At 33.5% G+C, this 16,947-nt stretch carries 9 protein-coding genes and 2 pseudogenes; 8 read left to right on the plus strand and 3 right to left on the minus strand.

Annotation, left to right across the window (positions count from 1 at the left end; all coding sequences use genetic code 11):
• Nucleotides 1-18 precede the first annotated feature (18 nt).
• Both rodA and TERY_RS15815 read right to left on the minus strand, forming a co-directional pair.
• Complete coding sequence (gene rodA / locus TERY_RS15810) at nucleotides 19-1,272, minus strand: rod shape-determining protein RodA (protein WP_011612753.1); 1,254 nt, start codon at nucleotides 1,270-1,272, stop codon at nucleotides 19-21.
• A gap of 202 nt (nucleotides 1,273-1,474) precedes the next feature.
• A complete protein-coding gene (locus TERY_RS15815; protein ID WP_011612754.1) occupies nucleotides 1,475-1,825 on the minus strand; it encodes a VOC family protein in 351 nt (116 codons plus the stop codon).
• A gap of 569 nt (nucleotides 1,826-2,394) precedes the next feature.
• On the opposite strand from TERY_RS15815, the pseudogene TERY_RS15820 reads away from it, so the two are divergent.
• From TERY_RS15820 to TERY_RS15830, 3 genes and pseudogenes are all read left to right on the plus strand, one after another.
• Nucleotides 2,395-2,751: pseudogene (locus TERY_RS15820) on the plus strand (IMP dehydrogenase); the annotation flags it as partial.
• A gap of 586 nt (nucleotides 2,752-3,337) precedes the next feature.
• The gene (gene ltrA / locus TERY_RS15825; RefSeq protein WP_011612756.1) at nucleotides 3,338-5,245 is read left to right on the plus strand and encodes a group II intron reverse transcriptase/maturase; all 1,908 of its coding nucleotides are present in this window, start codon (nucleotides 3,338-3,340) and stop codon (nucleotides 5,243-5,245) included.
• A 20-nt stretch (nucleotides 5,246-5,265) separates the two neighbouring features.
• Nucleotides 5,266-6,075 (plus strand): annotated as a pseudogene (locus TERY_RS15830) (GuaB3 family IMP dehydrogenase-related protein); the annotation flags it as partial.
• Nucleotides 6,076-8,536: 2,461 nt separating this feature from the next.
• Here the strand turns inward: TERY_RS15830 and TERY_RS15835 are convergent.
• Entirely contained in the window at nucleotides 8,537-10,669 is a 2,133-nt protein-coding gene (locus TERY_RS15835) for a calcium-binding protein (protein ID WP_011612758.1), read from the minus strand.
• 2,345 nt (nucleotides 10,670-13,014) lie between these two features.
• Here TERY_RS15835 and TERY_RS37175 point away from each other — a divergent pair.
• The 5 genes from TERY_RS37175 to trxA (TERY_RS15850) all read left to right on the plus strand — a co-directional run bounded on the left by TERY_RS37175 (nucleotide 13,015) and on the right by trxA (TERY_RS15850) (nucleotide 16,805).
• On the plus strand, nucleotides 13,015-13,137 hold the full coding sequence (locus TERY_RS37175) for a hypothetical protein (protein ID WP_370495623.1): 123 nt from the start codon (nucleotides 13,015-13,017) through the stop codon (nucleotides 13,135-13,137).
• Nucleotides 13,138-13,253: 116 nt separating this feature from the next.
• Nucleotides 13,254-13,385 (plus strand): hypothetical protein, encoded by a 132-nt coding sequence (locus TERY_RS37180; RefSeq protein ID WP_370495625.1) that lies wholly within the window; start codon nucleotides 13,254-13,256, stop codon nucleotides 13,383-13,385.
• 28 nt (nucleotides 13,386-13,413) lie between these two features.
• A complete protein-coding gene (locus tag TERY_RS33295; RefSeq protein WP_011612759.1) occupies nucleotides 13,414-13,560 on the plus strand; it encodes a transposase in 147 nt (48 codons plus the stop codon).
• Nucleotides 13,561-15,612: 2,052 nt separating this feature from the next.
• A complete protein-coding gene (trxA, locus tag TERY_RS15845) occupies nucleotides 15,613-15,990 on the plus strand; it encodes a thioredoxin (protein WP_011612760.1) in 378 nt (125 codons plus the stop codon).
• 485 nt (nucleotides 15,991-16,475) lie between these two features.
• Nucleotides 16,476-16,805, plus strand: coding sequence for a thioredoxin (gene trxA, locus TERY_RS15850; protein ID WP_011612761.1), 330 nt, complete (start codon nucleotides 16,476-16,478; stop codon nucleotides 16,803-16,805).
• The last annotated feature ends 142 nt before the right edge of the window (nucleotides 16,806-16,947 follow it).

Consider the following 16,947-nt stretch of genomic DNA (forward strand, 5'->3'; position numbering starts at 1 on the left):
AGATTGTCAATTTTAGCCTCAAAAATTTTGTTTAGGTTTATTATTAGCCACTGACTCTACTAGTCCTAAAGCAATAAAGTTACTCAACAAAGCCGAACGCCCATAACTAAGTAAAGGTAGTGGGATCCCAGTCACAGGAGCCAAACCAATATTCATACCAATATTTACAAAAACTTGGAAGATTAACATTGATAATACTCCAATGGCTATAAGAGAACCAAAATTATCTTTAGCAGTGTAAGCAATAATCACCAAGCGTAGACAAATAAACCAAAAAGCAAACAGTACAAAAATACAACCAATGAAACCAAACTCTTCCCCAATAGCTGAGAAGATAAAATCCGTATGTTGCTCTGGAATAAAATTCAGTTGAGTTTGAGTGCCTTGATATAATCCTCTACCAAAAAGTTGTCCAGATCCTATAGCAATGCGAGATTGAATCAAATGATATCCTGTACCCAAAGGGTCTTGTTCCGGATTAAGAAATCCCGTTAATCTATCTTTTTGATAGTCTTTGAGAAGATGCCATAAAGTTTGCGCAACATTTGAAGAACAAATATTAATACCAGCAACTATAGGCGTCCATAACCATCCCCAAGGTAGACTACGCCAAGCTATTAAGGCCATCAGAGTTATCCATGCAAACCAAGCAGGGGTATATAGATTATGAAGAATAATTGAGAAAATGGGAGAGACAAGTAATATTAACCACCCAGGATTAATATTACCCCAGTAAAGCATTCCTATAGTAATAACACCAAATATTAATGAAGTACCCAGATTTGGTTCTAAAAAAACTAATAGCCAGGGAATGGCTGTAACAATTAGAACTTGAAACAAATCGAATAGCTTTACCTTAGGCTTAGAAGAAAGTATTGCTGCCAAAGTAATAATTATTCCCACCTTAGCGAATTCCGAAGGTTGAACATGAAAGCCAGCAACATTAATCCACCGTTGTGCTCCCAGAGCTGAAGTACCTAGAGCCTGTACCGCAACTAGGGAAATATTGGTCAAAATGTAAATTGCCCATTTCCAGCGAACTAACACTTCGTAGCGACAACGAGCAATAATTAGGGCCAAAATCAAACCTACTCCTCCTGTAAGCCAATGCTGCCACCAGTCTGTCAGCCCCTGATTTTTTTCCACACTTTGGATTATAATTCCACCAAAGATCGTCATTCCTATATAAACCAGTAGTAATTTACAATCTATATATTTCCAGCTTGAAAGGAGTGATTTTCGGCCATTTCTTAAGACTAATTTATTCGTCATATTTTTAAAGTTTAGATACTTTATAATTTATAGTATTCTCTATACCTAATACATTTACTAGGGTGGAATGTCTGCATAAATTCAAATTTTCTTTGACTCAAAAAATAGAATTGAAGTAAAACCCCTTTCAAGCAGAGTTAATTCTTCAAGTCCTCTATAGTATTAAGGCGTAAAATTTTATTTTAATTATCAACTAAAGTTCCTAGTTCACTGGTTCATAGAGGTATTCAAACCAGTTACCATCTAAATCTCTTCCATAGAAAGAAGCTGTGCCATCTCGGTGTTCATGGATTGGAGATACTTCAACTTCCTTGGCTTGGAGCTGCTTGTATGCCATTTCCATTTCTGAGCGATCGCTAAACACAAACCCAAAATGTGGCCCTGCTTGCTCATATGTAGGACTCAAAAGCGCCAGTCCATCATCTCCTGCTTTGAGATATGCCCAGTCAGAATCTTTCCAGGTTATTTCCATGCCTAGATTTTTATAGAACTCTACTGATTGGTCAACGTCCTGGACACAGATAGCTATATGGCCTAATCTTTTTAATTTCATGGTAAAGAGTTATTAAAATTTATCTATTCCTAATTGTATTGTGTATAAATACACTAGGTCGTATGTAGTAATCTTATTTTATTCTCTGTATATAAATCATCAGAATATTTATTTTATCTAAAAGCTATTTAACTTGAGATTACCAAGTTCCCCTCAAAAACTATTGCCTTTAAAAGCTAAAAGTATTATAGGAATTGGCTTATAGCATTTATAGTTGTTTTGAGAAAGTTTCTAACCTTGAGATAGCTGTCAGCCAAAGCTCCCAATAGTTATGCCCAGAACTTCTCACTGTCTAGTATTTAATATTGATCCATTATTTTATTTGTCAGATTCAGGTAAATCAGAAAATTTAATGGCAAAAGCTAAGTCAACTAATTCTCAGTAGTAAGTAATGGGTCAATTCCAAAACCTTTACAAAATTAGATAGATCAGGAAATTTCTGATTTTCGTTCCTAGGCTCCCTATTAATAGAGGTAGTAATAGATAACTGATAATTAATAACTGAAATGATAAATCCTCCTATTAATTTGATACCCTAACTAAAATGGTATTGAAAATAAGTAAAAATAGTGGATATATCGATTGGACGCGGAAAAACAGCTCGTAGAGCTTACGGAATTGATGAAATCGCCCTAGTTCCTGGGCAAAGGACACTTGATATAAATTTAGTAGATACTAGATGGAGTATTGGTGGCATTGAAAGAGAAATACCAATAATTGCTAGTGCAATGGATGGAGTAGTTGATGTAAAAATGGCCGTTCTTTTATCAGAACTAGGAGCAATGGGAGTTCTCAATTTGGAGGGTATTCAAACTCGCTATCCTGATCCAGTGCCGATATTAGAAAAAATTAGCTCTGTTGGGAAAGAGGAATTTGTGAGTCTAATGCAGGAACTGTATGCTGCTCCTATTCAATCAGAATTAGTGCGACTCGCTGGCCACTAAACCAGGAAACTGGGTATAAATGGCCGTTCTAAATCAATACATGGGACACCCCGATTTGGAATAACTCTTATTACCTTGATAGTGTAATTCTATCCACCTTGTTGTTGGGTTGACAGCATAGGCCACAGGGTAGCGACTGAACATCAATCCCTGAAGCTGGTCTAAAAGCGGGAAAATACCAGTTACCGAGGAACGATACCGCAAGCAAAGGTTGACAAGTGGACGAACAGGAAGGTAATTAAACTCTCGTAAATTGAAACTGTTCCCAAGGTAGCTATGGGATGTAGGACGAAAGTCAGAGGGTCAATGGACATAATTATTAGTTCGATTATGTCAACAACCATATTAATCCCTCCGGGAGATTTTACCCCACTAAATCAATCGTAATAAAGGAATAAGGGAACGAGGAAACCTCTTTAAGACACCTAAGTAAATAGGTCGAAAGCTTAGGAAGCCATTCAAGGTTAATCTACACAAAGTTGTAGGTCTTAAGGAGAGTAGGATTGAGTAAGAAGCATATTATGCAGACGTACTCACTGTTAGACGTAATATAGAGTAATGATTAGTCATGAATAAAGCTGAAATACTAAAAAGAAAATTGGACAATCCAAGGCCCTTTTCAAGTGTGGCATGGGACACGTACGATATACCTAACCAGGTTTGTGTTAATCCCAATCTCAAATGGAAAGACATCAACTGGAAAAAGGTAGAAAAGTATGTGTTTAAGTTACAAAAGTTAATCTATAGAGCATCCAGCCGTGGCGAAATCCGCAAAATGCGTAAATACCAAAAACTTCTGACCAAAAGTTATTATGCAAGGTTGCTAGCTGTTAGGCGTGTGACTCAGGACAACCAGGGAAAGAAAACTGCTGGTATAGATGGTATAAAAAGCCTTCCCCCAATGCAGAGGTTGAACCTGGTAGAAATGTTAGGGTCACGATTTCTTAAAGCAAGCCCAACCCGTAGAGTCTGGATACCAAAACCAGGTAGAGAAGAAAAACGTCCACTAGGCATACCCACTATGTATGATAGGGCACTTCAAGCACTGGTAAAGTTAGGCATGGAACCAGAATGGGAAGCACTTTTTGAACCTAATAGTTATGGTTTTAGACCAGGACGGTCAACATACGATGCTATTGCAGCAATCTATGTCAGTATTAACCACAAACCAAAATATGTTTTAGATGCTGACATATCCAAATGTTTTGACCGAATTAACCATGATGCACTGTTGGGAAAAATAGGAAAATCCCCATATAGAAAATTAGTTAAACAATGGCTAAAATCCGGGGTATTTGACAATAAACAATTCTCAAACACTGTGGAAGGTACACCACAGGGAGGGGTAATATCACCCTTGCTAGCAAACATCGCCCTACACGGTATGGAAAAATGCCTAGAAGATTATGCAGAAACCCTCCCAGGGACAAAGCGTGATAATCAAAGAGCATTATCCTTAATACGATATGCCGATGACTTTGTAATCCTACATAAAGACATCAAAGTATTGTTACAAGCAAAAACTGTAATACAGGAATGGTTAAACCAAGTAGGGTTAGAACTAAAACCAGAAAAAACCAAAATTGCCCACACTCTGGAAGAATATGAAGGAAATAAACCCGGATTTGACTTTCTAGGATTTACAATAAGGCAATGGAAAGGTAAGACAACCAAACAAGGATTCAAAACACTGATTAAGCCATCATCTAAGAGTATTAAAACTCATTATCGGAAGCTGGCGGATATAGGTGACACCTACAAAACCGTCCCTACAAAAGCTCTAATAGCTAAACTTAATCCGGTAATTAGAGGATGGGCCAACTACTTTTCCACCGTAGTCAGTAAAGAGGTATATAATAAATTAGACTACCTTCTATGGGAAAGATTATGGAGATGGGCAAGTAGACGGCATCCAAACAAGTCAGCCAAATGGGTCAAGAATAAGTATTTTCCTCGCTGCAAAGTCACCAGAAACTGGTTACTTAACGACGGCGAATATATACTTAACCAACACTCAGACGTTGCCATAAAAAGGCACGTCAAGGTAAAAGGCAATAAATCCCCTTATGACGGTGATTGGACTTATTGGAGTAGTAGAATCGGCAAACACCCAGGTGTAAGGAAAGAAGTCACAACGCTGTTAAAACGGCAAAAGAATAAATGCGCATTTTGTGGACTAACCTTTAGATCAAATGACCTCATGGAAATAGACCATATAAAACCAAAGTCTGAAGGCGGTGATAACTCAATTAAAAACAAGCAACTGTTACACCGACATTGCCACGATACTAAAACTGCTTTAGATAATAAAACATACACAAAACCTAAGTTACAGGATTTACCTGATGAATATCTATGGGTAAATGATATGTTAATTCTAAAACAGGGATGTACCTATGAAAAAGGACGTTTAGGAGAGAAGCCGGATGAGGTGAAAGTCTCACGTCCGGTTTTGAAGACGAGTCGGGTAAGGTAACTTACCTGGCTTAGTTTAACATTTCTCAAAGAATTAAAGAAATCAAAAAACAAGGTGGTATCGTAGCAGTAAGTTTCACACCTGCGGGAGCACTAAAATATTGGAAAGTAATTGCCGAAGCTGCTGTAGACTTACTTTTTGTTCAAGCAACCGTTGTTTCAACTGCGTTTGTGTCAGATGAATCAGTAGAAAAGCTTGATTTAGTTAAGCTTTGTCAAGAAATGCCTATGCCTGTTGTTTTAGGCAACTGTGTTACTTATGAAGTGGCATTAAGTTTAATGAAAGCAGGAGCAGCAGGAGTATTAGTAGGTATTGGCCCTGGTGCAGCTTGTACATCTCGCGGTGTTTTAGGGGTTGGTGTTCCCCAAGTGACTGCAATAGCAGACTGTGCAGCAGCACGAAATGATTACTATCAAGTAACTGGAAATTATGTCCCAGTTATTGCCGATGGGGGTTTAATTACTGGGGGTGATATTTGTAAATCTATTGCTTGTGGTGCTGATGGAGTTATGATCGGTTCACCTATAGCTAGGGCGGCCGAGGCTCCAGGAGCTGGATATCATTGGGGTATGGCTACTCCTAGTCCAGTATTACCAAGGGGTACTAGGATTAAAGTAGGTACAACTGGAACTATAAAGCAAATTCTCTCTGGGCCAGCACAATTGGATGATGGCACTCATAATTTGTTGGGTGCTCTCAAAACTAGCATGGGAACTTTGGGAGCTAAGGACTTGAAGGAAATGCAACAGGTAGAAGTGGTCATTGCTCCTTCTTTATTAACTGAGGGTAAAGTTTATCAAAAAGCCCAACATTTGGGCATGGGTAAGTAGATTTCTTTACTTAATAAAACTCAAGATATCTTGACAAAATTTGTGAAGTAGCTTTTAAATTTATCAATTACTCTGGAATTATCTGAAAGGAAGTGTCAGAATAGGGATAGGGAGACTCTTAAGAGTTTCCCTTCACTCCTCACACCACACTCCGCCCGGACCTTTTTAGTTTGGGCGGTTCCTTCATGAAAACAATTTTGTTAACAGGATTGAAAACCACAACATAGGAATGGTTTATTAACCATCAAAGCATTTATCTATAAACATTTTAGCTTTTTTGATTTGAAAAAAAGTATCTTTTTTAAAGTCTAAAAAATTCACCTATATTAACATTTTTTGCATAATAATTGTAGAAAAATTCGGGAAAAATATATCCGAATATCTCTTATATGATTCCCATTTATCCTGACTCTCTACTCCCCAAAAATACTTTTTCAGCAAACCTCAATTAGTTAATATTTAGTTTTCCAAACCTTTAATAATTAGATTTATCAGAAGAATTTTTGGATAGTAATATAGTAGATTAGTTCTGCTTTTATCAGCTAAAAATCTGGTTTTTTTTCCCAGCTACGTACAACATATTACAAGTATTATTAAGTATAAATATCAAATAATACCTAGCCTAAACCTATGGGGTTAAACCCACATTTACCACGATAATATTTTATATTTAACAACGAGAATATTTGAGTAATTACTTAGATTAATTTGAAAAATATTTAACTGTAATTTGTCATATTTTTCTCAAGAAAAAAGTGATAAAAAATTATCAAAAATGTCAGTATAAATAAGCAATTTATACCAATACAAATCAGTGTAAATCACACAACTTAATGAGTAAAATTAGGCTATAATACTTGTTTAATAAGCATTTAACCTTAAAGCTTTAATTTAGATTATACAAACAACCCCTAACACCATACCTCCTTACTTTTAAATCTGGTGCCAATAGTTTGAGAATTATTGGAAAAATCTACCTCAAAAAAGATGATTCTGCTATTCTCTAATTTGATTACTAGGGGATAATTAAAGAAAAAACATATCGCAAATAGCCAATAACTTTATTGGAGTAGCTTATAATCAGCTAAATCATTTCATCCCAGATTATGCTTGGGAGTAAACTCAAATCAATCAACCTCACTTACAAATAATTAATAAACCTTCTCCAACTAAATTCAAGAAAGGATTTAGTTTAACTTTAGACGATTAGGGACACCAAAAAAGTGGTAACTTTACATCTGGAGTAAGGCAACAATAGACTGGAGAAATCGGTAAAATAGATATTAGGATAATAACAGTAACAACCCATAATGGCTGATGGCAAAAAAAAGTTTCCCTAACCACATGAAACTATATCAAAATTCAAGCTTTTTACCAGAGGTTAAAGATGACAAATTATTTCAGAAAAACCGGATTAAGGAATAGTATAAGTAAACTATACTCTGCCTAGAGCTCATCCTTTACGAAGAGTCTTAATTAATTCTAGCTTAAGCAGTAATACAAGATTTAATAAAAAACTAAAATACCGGGAATTAAAATATACGCAGAGGCATCGCTAAAAATTGAAAAATAGTAGTTCAACAAAAATCATATCAAGAAATAGAAACTAGAATAGATGAAGCTGAAGCTCGCTAAAACTATACCAAAAGAGGAATTTAAGTTAGTTATTTTAAGTGTATAAAAACTAAAAACAGTTTGGGTGAGCACATTTAAAGCTTTAATTTTACCCCATTCAAGGAGAAAAAAAAATTCCATATCCCTATGAATGCTAATTCTATAGAAAAGACAACATAAATTGATTATTTTATTACCAATTTTGAGAGGTTAAAAATAACATTTCAATGGATAGTAAATACCTACTCAAACAGAAACTGGATATAGTTGTTTTTACCGAGAAACACTCATGATGATTTAGATTAAAAGAATAAATATCAAGTAAGGGATAAATAGACACAAAATAGCTATTTTATCTTAGTATAAAAATGATTATAATTTTATCACTTGGGATAAGCTAACTAGAGGATGAAAAAGGCAATGGGGGAATCAACTTTTGAAGATATTTACTGATTCTGATAAAGCTTTTAGTACAGCTATGTTTTTCCGTTTTTTTGATTGGTTAACTAATAATACTATTGGTTTTTGCTTCTTACAAAAAAAGCTTAGGCTATGTTTGGGGTTAAAAGTTGTGTAAGTCCCACTATGAGAAAGCTTCTATACCTCGGAATTTGGATAAGTCTTGATAGAATTTGACAAAACAGAAAAGTTATGAATTTGTACTTTTTATGGATATTTGCCAACAGTAAATATATTTAAAATATGCTTTTTCATCCCAGACATGAGAATTAGGAATCTCTATTCTCCCCATTCCCCTCCCAGGAGGGCTTAGGACTGGGTACCCATATGACTATTCTTGGGCTTTTAGACCGGGGAGAATGTCAAATGATTATTATCTTAACTAAAACTATAAGTTTTGCTGATGCCCAAAAAAGACAAAATTGCTTTCAGTAATAGTGGTATTGAATAACTGAGCAATTTCCTGTCCAAAAGCGGAAATAATTATATCATTTCCTAATTGTTGGTAGTCCCAAAGCTCTCCTTTATTGTCTAAACTCAAAATAGTATTAGCAAAGCCAATGACATCATCTTCTGGATTAAAATCATTAATTTGGTTAAGATTTTCAGGTAAATCATTATTATTAGTACTAACCCAAAGTTGATCCTTTCCTTCCCCTAAACTGATATAATTTCCACCTTGCCCAGTACCCGCAAAGATAATATCATTATCATTACCTAAAATAATACGATTACTAGTACCCGTAAAAACTATATCATTACCACTACCAGTATCAATCCAATTATTTATTCCTATTTGAGAAACGTCAACCTTATCATTACCATTACCAGTAAATAATATTTGTTTTGCTCCTTCAAATTGAGTATCTTCAGGAAACGCACTATCGAATATATCATCACCAGCAGTACCGAAAACAACTTGAAGTAATTCAGTATCTTCAATCTGATCTACAGTTTGAACTACTTGACTAGCACGGGGAATAGAAAAATCAGATGAACCTGATTGTACTTGAATATCGACTGTTAAAGAATCTAAGATTTCATCAAGATTATATTCTACACCGTAAGGAGTGGGAATTGGCTGGGTTAACAAAGTCCTGATCAGATTTTTATTGAGAATTTCCCAGAAATCAGTTTCATTAGGATAGGTGACCAGAAAATTATCAATAAACTGAGCAATAGGGATAAAATCAGGATATTCAAAGGGATTTTCTTGGCCAATACCTTCTTTATAATCCATATCAACAGCAATGTCGATAACTGCTTGCCCTTGATGTTCTATCTCATAATCTAATAATTCAAAACTGAAATTTTCCCCTAAATTAACTTCTACCTCTGTTTCAGGTATACCTACTACTTGACTAGCACGGGGAATAGAAAAATCAGATGAACCTGATTGTACTTGAATATCGACTGTTAAAGAATCTAAGATTTCATCAAGATTATATTCTACACCGTAAGGAGTGGGAATTGGCTGGGTTAACAAAGTCCTGATCAGATTTTTATTGAGAATTTCCCAGAAATCAGTTTCATTAGGATAGGTGACCAGAAAATTATCAATAAACTCAGCAATAGGGACAAAATCAGGATATTCAAAGGGATTTTCTTGGCCAATACCTTCTTTATAATCCATATCAACAGCAATGTCGATAACTGCTTGCCCTTGATGTTCTATCTCATAATCTAATAATTCAAAACTGAAATTTTCCCCTAAATTAACTTCTACCTCTGTTTCAGGTATACCTACTACTTGACTAGCACGGGGAATAGAAAAATCAGATGAACCTGATTGTACTTGAATATCGACTGTTAAAGAATCTAAGATTTCATCAAGATTATATTCTACACCGTAAGGAGTGGGAATTGGCTGGGTTAACAAAGTCCTGATCAGATTTTTATTGAGAATTTCCCAGAAATCAGTTTCATTAGGATAGGTGACCAGAAAATTATCAATAAACTCAGCAATAGGGACAAAATCAGGATATTCAAAGGGATTTTCTTGGCCAATACCTTCTTTATAATCCATATCAACAGCAATGTCGATAACTGCTTGCCCTTGATGTTCTATCTCGTAATCTAATAATTCAAAACTGAAATTTTCCCCTAAATTAACTTCTACCTCTGTTTCAGGTATACCTACTACTTGACTAGCACGGGGAATAGAAAAATCAGATGAACCTGATTGTACTTGAATATCGACTGTTAAAGAATCTAAGATTTCATCAAGATTATATTCTACACCGTAAGGAGTGGGAATTGGCTGGGTTAACAAAGTCCTGATCAGATTTTTATTGAGAATTTCCCAGAAATCAGTTTCATTGGGATAAGTAACCAGAAAATTATCAATAAACTCAGCAATAGGGATAAAATCAGGATATTCAAAGGGATTTTCTTGGCCAATACCTTCTTTATAATCCATATCAACAGCAATATCGATAACTGCTTGCCCTTGATGTTCTATCTCATAATCTAATAATTCAAAACTGAAATTTTCCTTTAGTGAATTAATTTTGGTGCTCATTTTTTTGAGATTAGGTTTCTTCAATTAATAGATTTCTGGGAGCTGACAGCTAATAGCTGAATTCTGATATTAAATCAGATGTTTCGGCTGAACTCCAGAACTTACTTTAGCAGTTGCAAGACATTTTTTATTGGTAGTGATGGTAATATTTTATAAGTTTTTACTACTGGGACTTACGCAACTTTTCACCCCAAATATAGCCTAAACTTTTTTTGTGAGAAGTAAAAACCAATAGGATTATTAATCAACGAATCAAAAAAACGGAAAAACATGGCTGTAGGAAAAGCTTGATCAGCATCAGTAAATAATCTTCCAAGGTTTATTCCCCCATTTCCTTTATCATCCTCCAGTTAGCCTATGCTATGTGATATAATTATAACTATTTTATACTAAGATAAAATGGCTATGTTGTCTCCATTTATCCCCTACTTGATATTCTTTTAATCCCAACCATCATGAGCATCTATCGCTAAAAAACTTCTATCTAGTTTCTGTTTTAGTAGGTATTTAATATCCATTTAAATGTCATTTTTAACCTCTCAAAATTGGCAATAAAATAATCAATTTATGTTGTCTTTTATATGGAATTAGCATTCATAGGGATAGGGAAAGTTTTTTATCCTTAAAGGAGTAAAATTGAAGCTTTAAATGTGCTAAACCAAACTATTTTTATTTGTTCTATACTTAAGATAACTAGCTCTAATTCCTCTTTTATTATAGTTTTAGCGAGCTTCATATCTTCTAGTTTTTATTTATTGATATTATTTTTGTTGAACTACTATTTTTCGGTTTTTGGCGATGCCTCCGCGCATATTTTAATTTCCGGTCTTCAAGTTTTTTCAAAAATATTGTATTATTGCTTTAGTGAGAATTAATTAATACTTTTCCTAAAGGATGAGCTATGGTCAGAGTAGAGTTTATTTATACTATTCCTTAATCCGATTTTTCTGAAATAATTTGTCATATTTTATCTCTGGTAAAAGCTTGAGTTTTGATATAATTTGATGTGATTAGGGAAACTTTTTTTGCAATCAGCAATCATGGGTTATTACTGTTATTATCCTAATATCTATTTTACCGATTTCTCCAATTGATTGTTGCCTTACTCCAGATATAAAACTACCACTTTTTTTGTGTCCATAATCGTCTAAAATCAAACTAAATTCAAGACAGAATTTAGTTGTAGAAGGTTTATTAATTATTTGTAAGCGAGGTTGATTTATTTGAGTAGACTCCCAAGGATAATCTAGGATGAAATGATGTAGACGATTCTAAACTACTCCAATAGAGTTATTGGCTATTTACAATATTTTTTTCCTTTAATTCTCCCCTAGTAATCTACCTAGATAATGGCAGAATCATATTTTTTGAGGTTGATTTTTTCAAGAATTGTCAAACTTTTCACACTAGCTTTAAAAGTAAAGAGGCATGGTGTTACGGGTTGTTTATCTCATCTAATGAAAGCTTTAAGGTCAAATGCTTAATGAACAAGCATTATAGCTTAATTTTAATAATTAAGTTGTGTAAGTCACACTAAGTAACTTTTAACAAAGTATTTTTATAATCAACTTTACCAGAATTAATATTCAAAAATTAGAAGATAATAAGAGTGGATGTTTATTTACTTAAATACAAAGTAAAATAACTATTATTATTAATTTTTTAAACACACAAAAAAGATTATGTAAATTTATATTAGTGACAAATGTTCTATATACTATGGTTTCAACTACAAAATAAATTATTTCTAAATATAAATTTCAGGATTCATTATAAAGTTTTTTTATAATTTTTTACCCTCTCTTTTTGTCTGATAGAATCTTGAAAAATATCCCCATATAATTAAAGATAATTGGTTATTTATGGGCTTGTATTTGTTGATAATTACTTGAGGCAAACATCAATTATATTAAATTTAAAACTACATAAATCTACTGTAAAAAACTAATTGTGTAATTCCACAAACTGACCAATATACGTTGGATATTTCAATGTTTTCCGTGAATACAGATGTTGATTAATTTTGGGGTAAAAGAAATATCCAATTTAACTGAGGAACCTCTCCAATTATTAAAGTTTTTCCTCTAAGAGACTATTTGTAAAAAAAAAAGCTAAAAATGGCCATAAAGAGGTATTGAAGGTAGGAAAATAAAAAAAACAATGAGCACTATCAAATAAATGTCAGTGAAAATCTTTAGCCAGGGTTCTAGGCCCTCGCAAATGGGAACTACTCAAACCTCTGCTACCGAAACCTCTCTCAACGAAGGCCAAAACTAAATGCTAACCTCACAGAAGTAGTAAATTGTAGATTCTATATCTTTTAGTCTGGTTCTAATTGAGGTTCTTTGCCCCACGAGCTACCATCTTGGCAAACTGTGTCAAAAAAATTGCGTAAATTCCACGGATATTGTGTTTGGGAACAAATGAATCATACTCTATGGCCAGAGGCAAGAGTCCAAGAAGCATGACACCAAGAACCTACTGCAGCAGCTGTTAATTCTCATAGGGTAACAACAACAGCAAAAAGGGGGAGGTATACGGCTATGGTGATAGTAAAAAAGTAAAAACTCTTAAGGGTCATATCTTGGTTGATACTCAAGGAATACTACTAGGAGCATTTTCTAGTGAGGCAGATATGGGAAAACTCTTAGGGGCTACAGTCCTGGTTATGGAACAGGGTGAAAATTTTCCAGAAGGACCAATTAGTTTGGGTTGAGTCTGGTTATAGATAAGCGAAATTTGCTATGGCGATCGCAGACCTGATCCCAGTAGGAGTGGAAATAGTCAAGGGTAATACTCAAGAATTTGAAGTCTTACCTAGAGGATGGGTTGTAGAAAGAACTTTTGGATGGCTAGTTCAGAAGCGAAATTTAGCTGTGGACTATGTATGAACAACTATCTGAGATAGGTGAAGCTCTAATTTGGACTGTAATAATTAGATTTATGTTACGGAGACTTGGTAGTAAAAACTCAGGCCATTGTTAAGATTTGTTTTACAAACAGTCTCTAAGTTTTCAAAGATACTATCTTCTTAAGTTGGAGTTGAGATAGGATAACCATAAAAAATATCTCAAATCAAGTTATCAAGGTCACCTAAGTATTTAGTCCCCATTTCTACAATTGATATTCTTATGGCTCTATCACTCCCAGAGTAATATGGATGGAAATGTTGACCCAGATTATATGAGAACCTAATATTTAAGTACATTGATAGTTAAATTTATACTTAGCTACAGCGAAATAGTCTTTTTGAACAGTATAAATGCTGGCTCAAGTGTTTTCACTGTTAAATACTACATTTTTTTCTGCGGAATATGGGGTTGAAATCAAACTCTTGTATTGCAGACATCTTGACAGCTATAGCAATACTTTAACTAATCTGTAACAATTATGCAGTGCCACTATGTATGTTATATTTTTGGTAATTTATTCAGGTTTTTACACTACAATTAGATACTTGGCATAAGCCCTGATCTCGAAAGCATTTAGCTAGTAGAGAAAGACCAATCAATATTGCGTTCCTGCCAACAATTTGCTAATATAATACAAAAGGTAATGTTAGTAGTTTTTATAGCTGGTATTAAACTAGTTAGGAGCAATAGTTAGTAAAAAAAATAACACACAAACCTTTTCAAGATTACTGATATGTAGTAATCTAGTTTGGAAAAGGTCTCCCAAAAAAATTGGTTAATTCCTTGACAAAAGTTAAAAAGTAAAGTAAAAATTTATATGTTTATAAACTTGTTTAACAAGGGAACGCTTTTGTCAAACGGAGAACTAAAAACTGTCAAAACAGATGGATGTTACTAGGTTAGGCGAAATAAAATAATGAGCATCGGTGTTGTTGCAGTGTAGGGAGTGAGAAAGTTTGCTAATTACTAACTGTTAAAACTATGGGTTTTTAAATACAAAGACTCTGATAGTAACACCTATAACTTTAAATTGTGATGCTATTAAATATTTAAGATTTAGACTTTTAGTAGGTTAAGTATTACACTTACTGTAGAATAATCTTAAGTTATATGGGTGTTATTCACTATCCTTTACTAATTAAATCAGAGGTTAGCCTTGATTTAATTATCAATTAGATACCAAATGGTTTTAAAAAAGATATAAGTCTAAATTATAATCATAAGGTTTGGTAATTATTGGTTATACCTTAAAAATAACTTTTGTAGGATAGAGATAAATGACCATATTGTAAAATAGACTTTTAACATAACTTTTTAAAATCTATAAAAGTGTGAAAAAGTCTAGCCGATTAAATTTTCAATAAATGCCTAAGATATAAGTAGGTAAGCATGAAAAAAACTTAGCTATATTAAGATTTGTATACTGACTTCAAGACCCTCTACAGAGTTAACTTGAAGTTAATTTATATTTTGTTACATAGTAAATAATTTCAAGACTGACTTACTTGTTTCAGACAATGGCATAATTGAACTAACTAAAATCAAAATAAAAAGATTACTTAAATAATGTCAAGTACTTAATTTGAATCAGAATGCTAACCGGAATTCCTAACAGTATAAATGTTTCTATAAAAAAAATACTGGATGAGAGCTCTATTCTAGTTTTGATTGATTTTTGGGTACCGTAGTGCAGGATATGTCAGATCGTAAGTCCTGTATTTGATAAGTTGATAAAAGAACATGAAAAAAAACTAAAGTATTTAAATTAAACACTGAAGAAAATTCTAGTACAGCAAGAATTTATATGACTCGTAGTATTCCTAACTTGATAATTTTCAAGGGATGACTAATAGTTGATATGCTCATGGATGCTGTTCTGTTGACTAAATTAGCTAATACTTAAAGAAAAGTACATTCAATCATGATTTAACAACAATATTTAAATGAATATAATAAATGCATAGAAAAATTTTGAATCATTCTTTGTATTTACATACAATTAAAATTAATGTCATAAAGGATTAATTAGGAATGGAAAAATCAACAGAAAAAGAAACAAAACAAGATGTGCCACAAGTAACTGATAGTAGTTTCGATAAAGATGTGCTTCATAGTGACATTCCAGTGTTAGTAGATTTCTGGGCACCTTGGTGTGGGCCATGCAAGATGGTTGCTCCTGTAGTTAGTGAGATAGCACAGCAATTTAAAGACAAAGTCAAAGTAGTGAAATTAAATACTGACGAGAATCCTAATACAGCAAGCAAGTATGGGATTCGTAGTATTCCTACCTTGATGATATTTAAGGGAGGCCAAAGAGTTGATATGGTTGTGGGTGCCGTTCCTAAGACTACATTAGCTAGCACTTTAGAAAAGCACCTTTCAAACGAAGAAAAGCAGACTTCAAAATAATTTAATAATAATATTTAAGTGAATATAATAAATACATAGAAAAACTTTTAATCCTTCTTTGTATTTACACAAAATAAAAACTTTGGTGATGTTGTAAAGATTTAATGTGTAAGCTGTTAATAGGTTAAGTATTGCATTTTCTTTATAATAGTCTTAAATCACATAGCCATTATTAAATCTTCTTTTCTCATTAAATTCCCAATCATCTTTGGTTTAATTATCAAAAGATACCGAGTTAATTCAGAAGAAATATAATTCTAAGTTATAATCACAAGGTTTGGCTATCCTGTGTTGTTCCTCAAAAACAACCGTGGTTGGATAGAGATAATGAGTATATTGCAACATAGACTTTTAAAACAATTGTTTCAGAATCTATAAACATGTGAAAAAGTCTTGGTTAATCAAATTTTTAATATACACTTATTCCAGACGATAGCATAGTTTAACTAACTTAACTAAAATCAATATAAGAGGATTACTTAGGAATGTCAAATACAAATCCAGTAACTGATGCTAGTTTCAAGGAAGAGGTGCTTGAGAGTAATATTCCAGTGTTAGTAGATTTCTGGGCACCTTGGTGCGGGCCATGCAGGATGGTTGCTCCTGTAGTTGAAGATATATCAAAGCAATATGAAGGACAAGTCAAAGTAGTGAAATTAAATACTGACGAGAATCCTAATGTAGCAAGCCAGTATGGGATTCGTAGTATTCCTACCTTGATGATATTTAAGGGAGGGGAAAGAGTTGATATGGTTGTGGGTGCCGTTCCTAAGACTACATTAGCTAATACTTTAGACAAATACATTGAAAAATGATTTAGTAACAATATTGAAGTGAATATAATAAATACATAGAATAATTTTTATCATTCTTTGTATTTACAAACAATCAAAGACTAAAACCATCAGGTAGCAAGCGACTACGGGAGTCGTCGTATTTCTACCTTGATTACTTTTA

The organism is Trichodesmium erythraeum IMS101 (assembly GCF_000014265.1).
GTDB classification, from domain to species: Bacteria; Cyanobacteriota; Cyanobacteriia; order Cyanobacteriales; family Microcoleaceae; genus Trichodesmium; species Trichodesmium erythraeum.

What these genes read in the sequence shown, in the direction of transcription:
- trxA (WP_011612760.1), top strand. Translation starts at nt 15,613, where the DNA reads ATGGAAAAATCAACAGAAAAAGAAACAAAACAAGATGTGCCACAAGTA.
- TERY_RS33295 (WP_011612759.1), top strand. Translation starts at nt 13,414, where the DNA reads ATGGCGATCGCAGACCTGATCCCAGTAGGAGTGGAAATAGTCAAGGGT.
- rodA (WP_011612753.1), bottom strand. Translation starts at nt 1,272, where the DNA reads ATGACGAATAAATTAGTCTTAAGAAATGGCCGAAAATCACTCCTTTCA.
- ltrA (WP_011612756.1), top strand. Translation starts at nt 3,338, where the DNA reads ATGAATAAAGCTGAAATACTAAAAAGAAAATTGGACAATCCAAGGCCC.
- TERY_RS15815 (WP_011612754.1), bottom strand. Translation starts at nt 1,825, where the DNA reads ATGAAATTAAAAAGATTAGGCCATATAGCTATCTGTGTCCAGGACGTT.
- TERY_RS15835 (WP_011612758.1), bottom strand. Translation starts at nt 10,669, where the DNA reads ATGAGCACCAAAATTAATTCACTAAAGGAAAATTTCAGTTTTGAATTA.
- trxA (WP_011612761.1), top strand. Translation starts at nt 16,476, where the DNA reads ATGTCAAATACAAATCCAGTAACTGATGCTAGTTTCAAGGAAGAGGTG.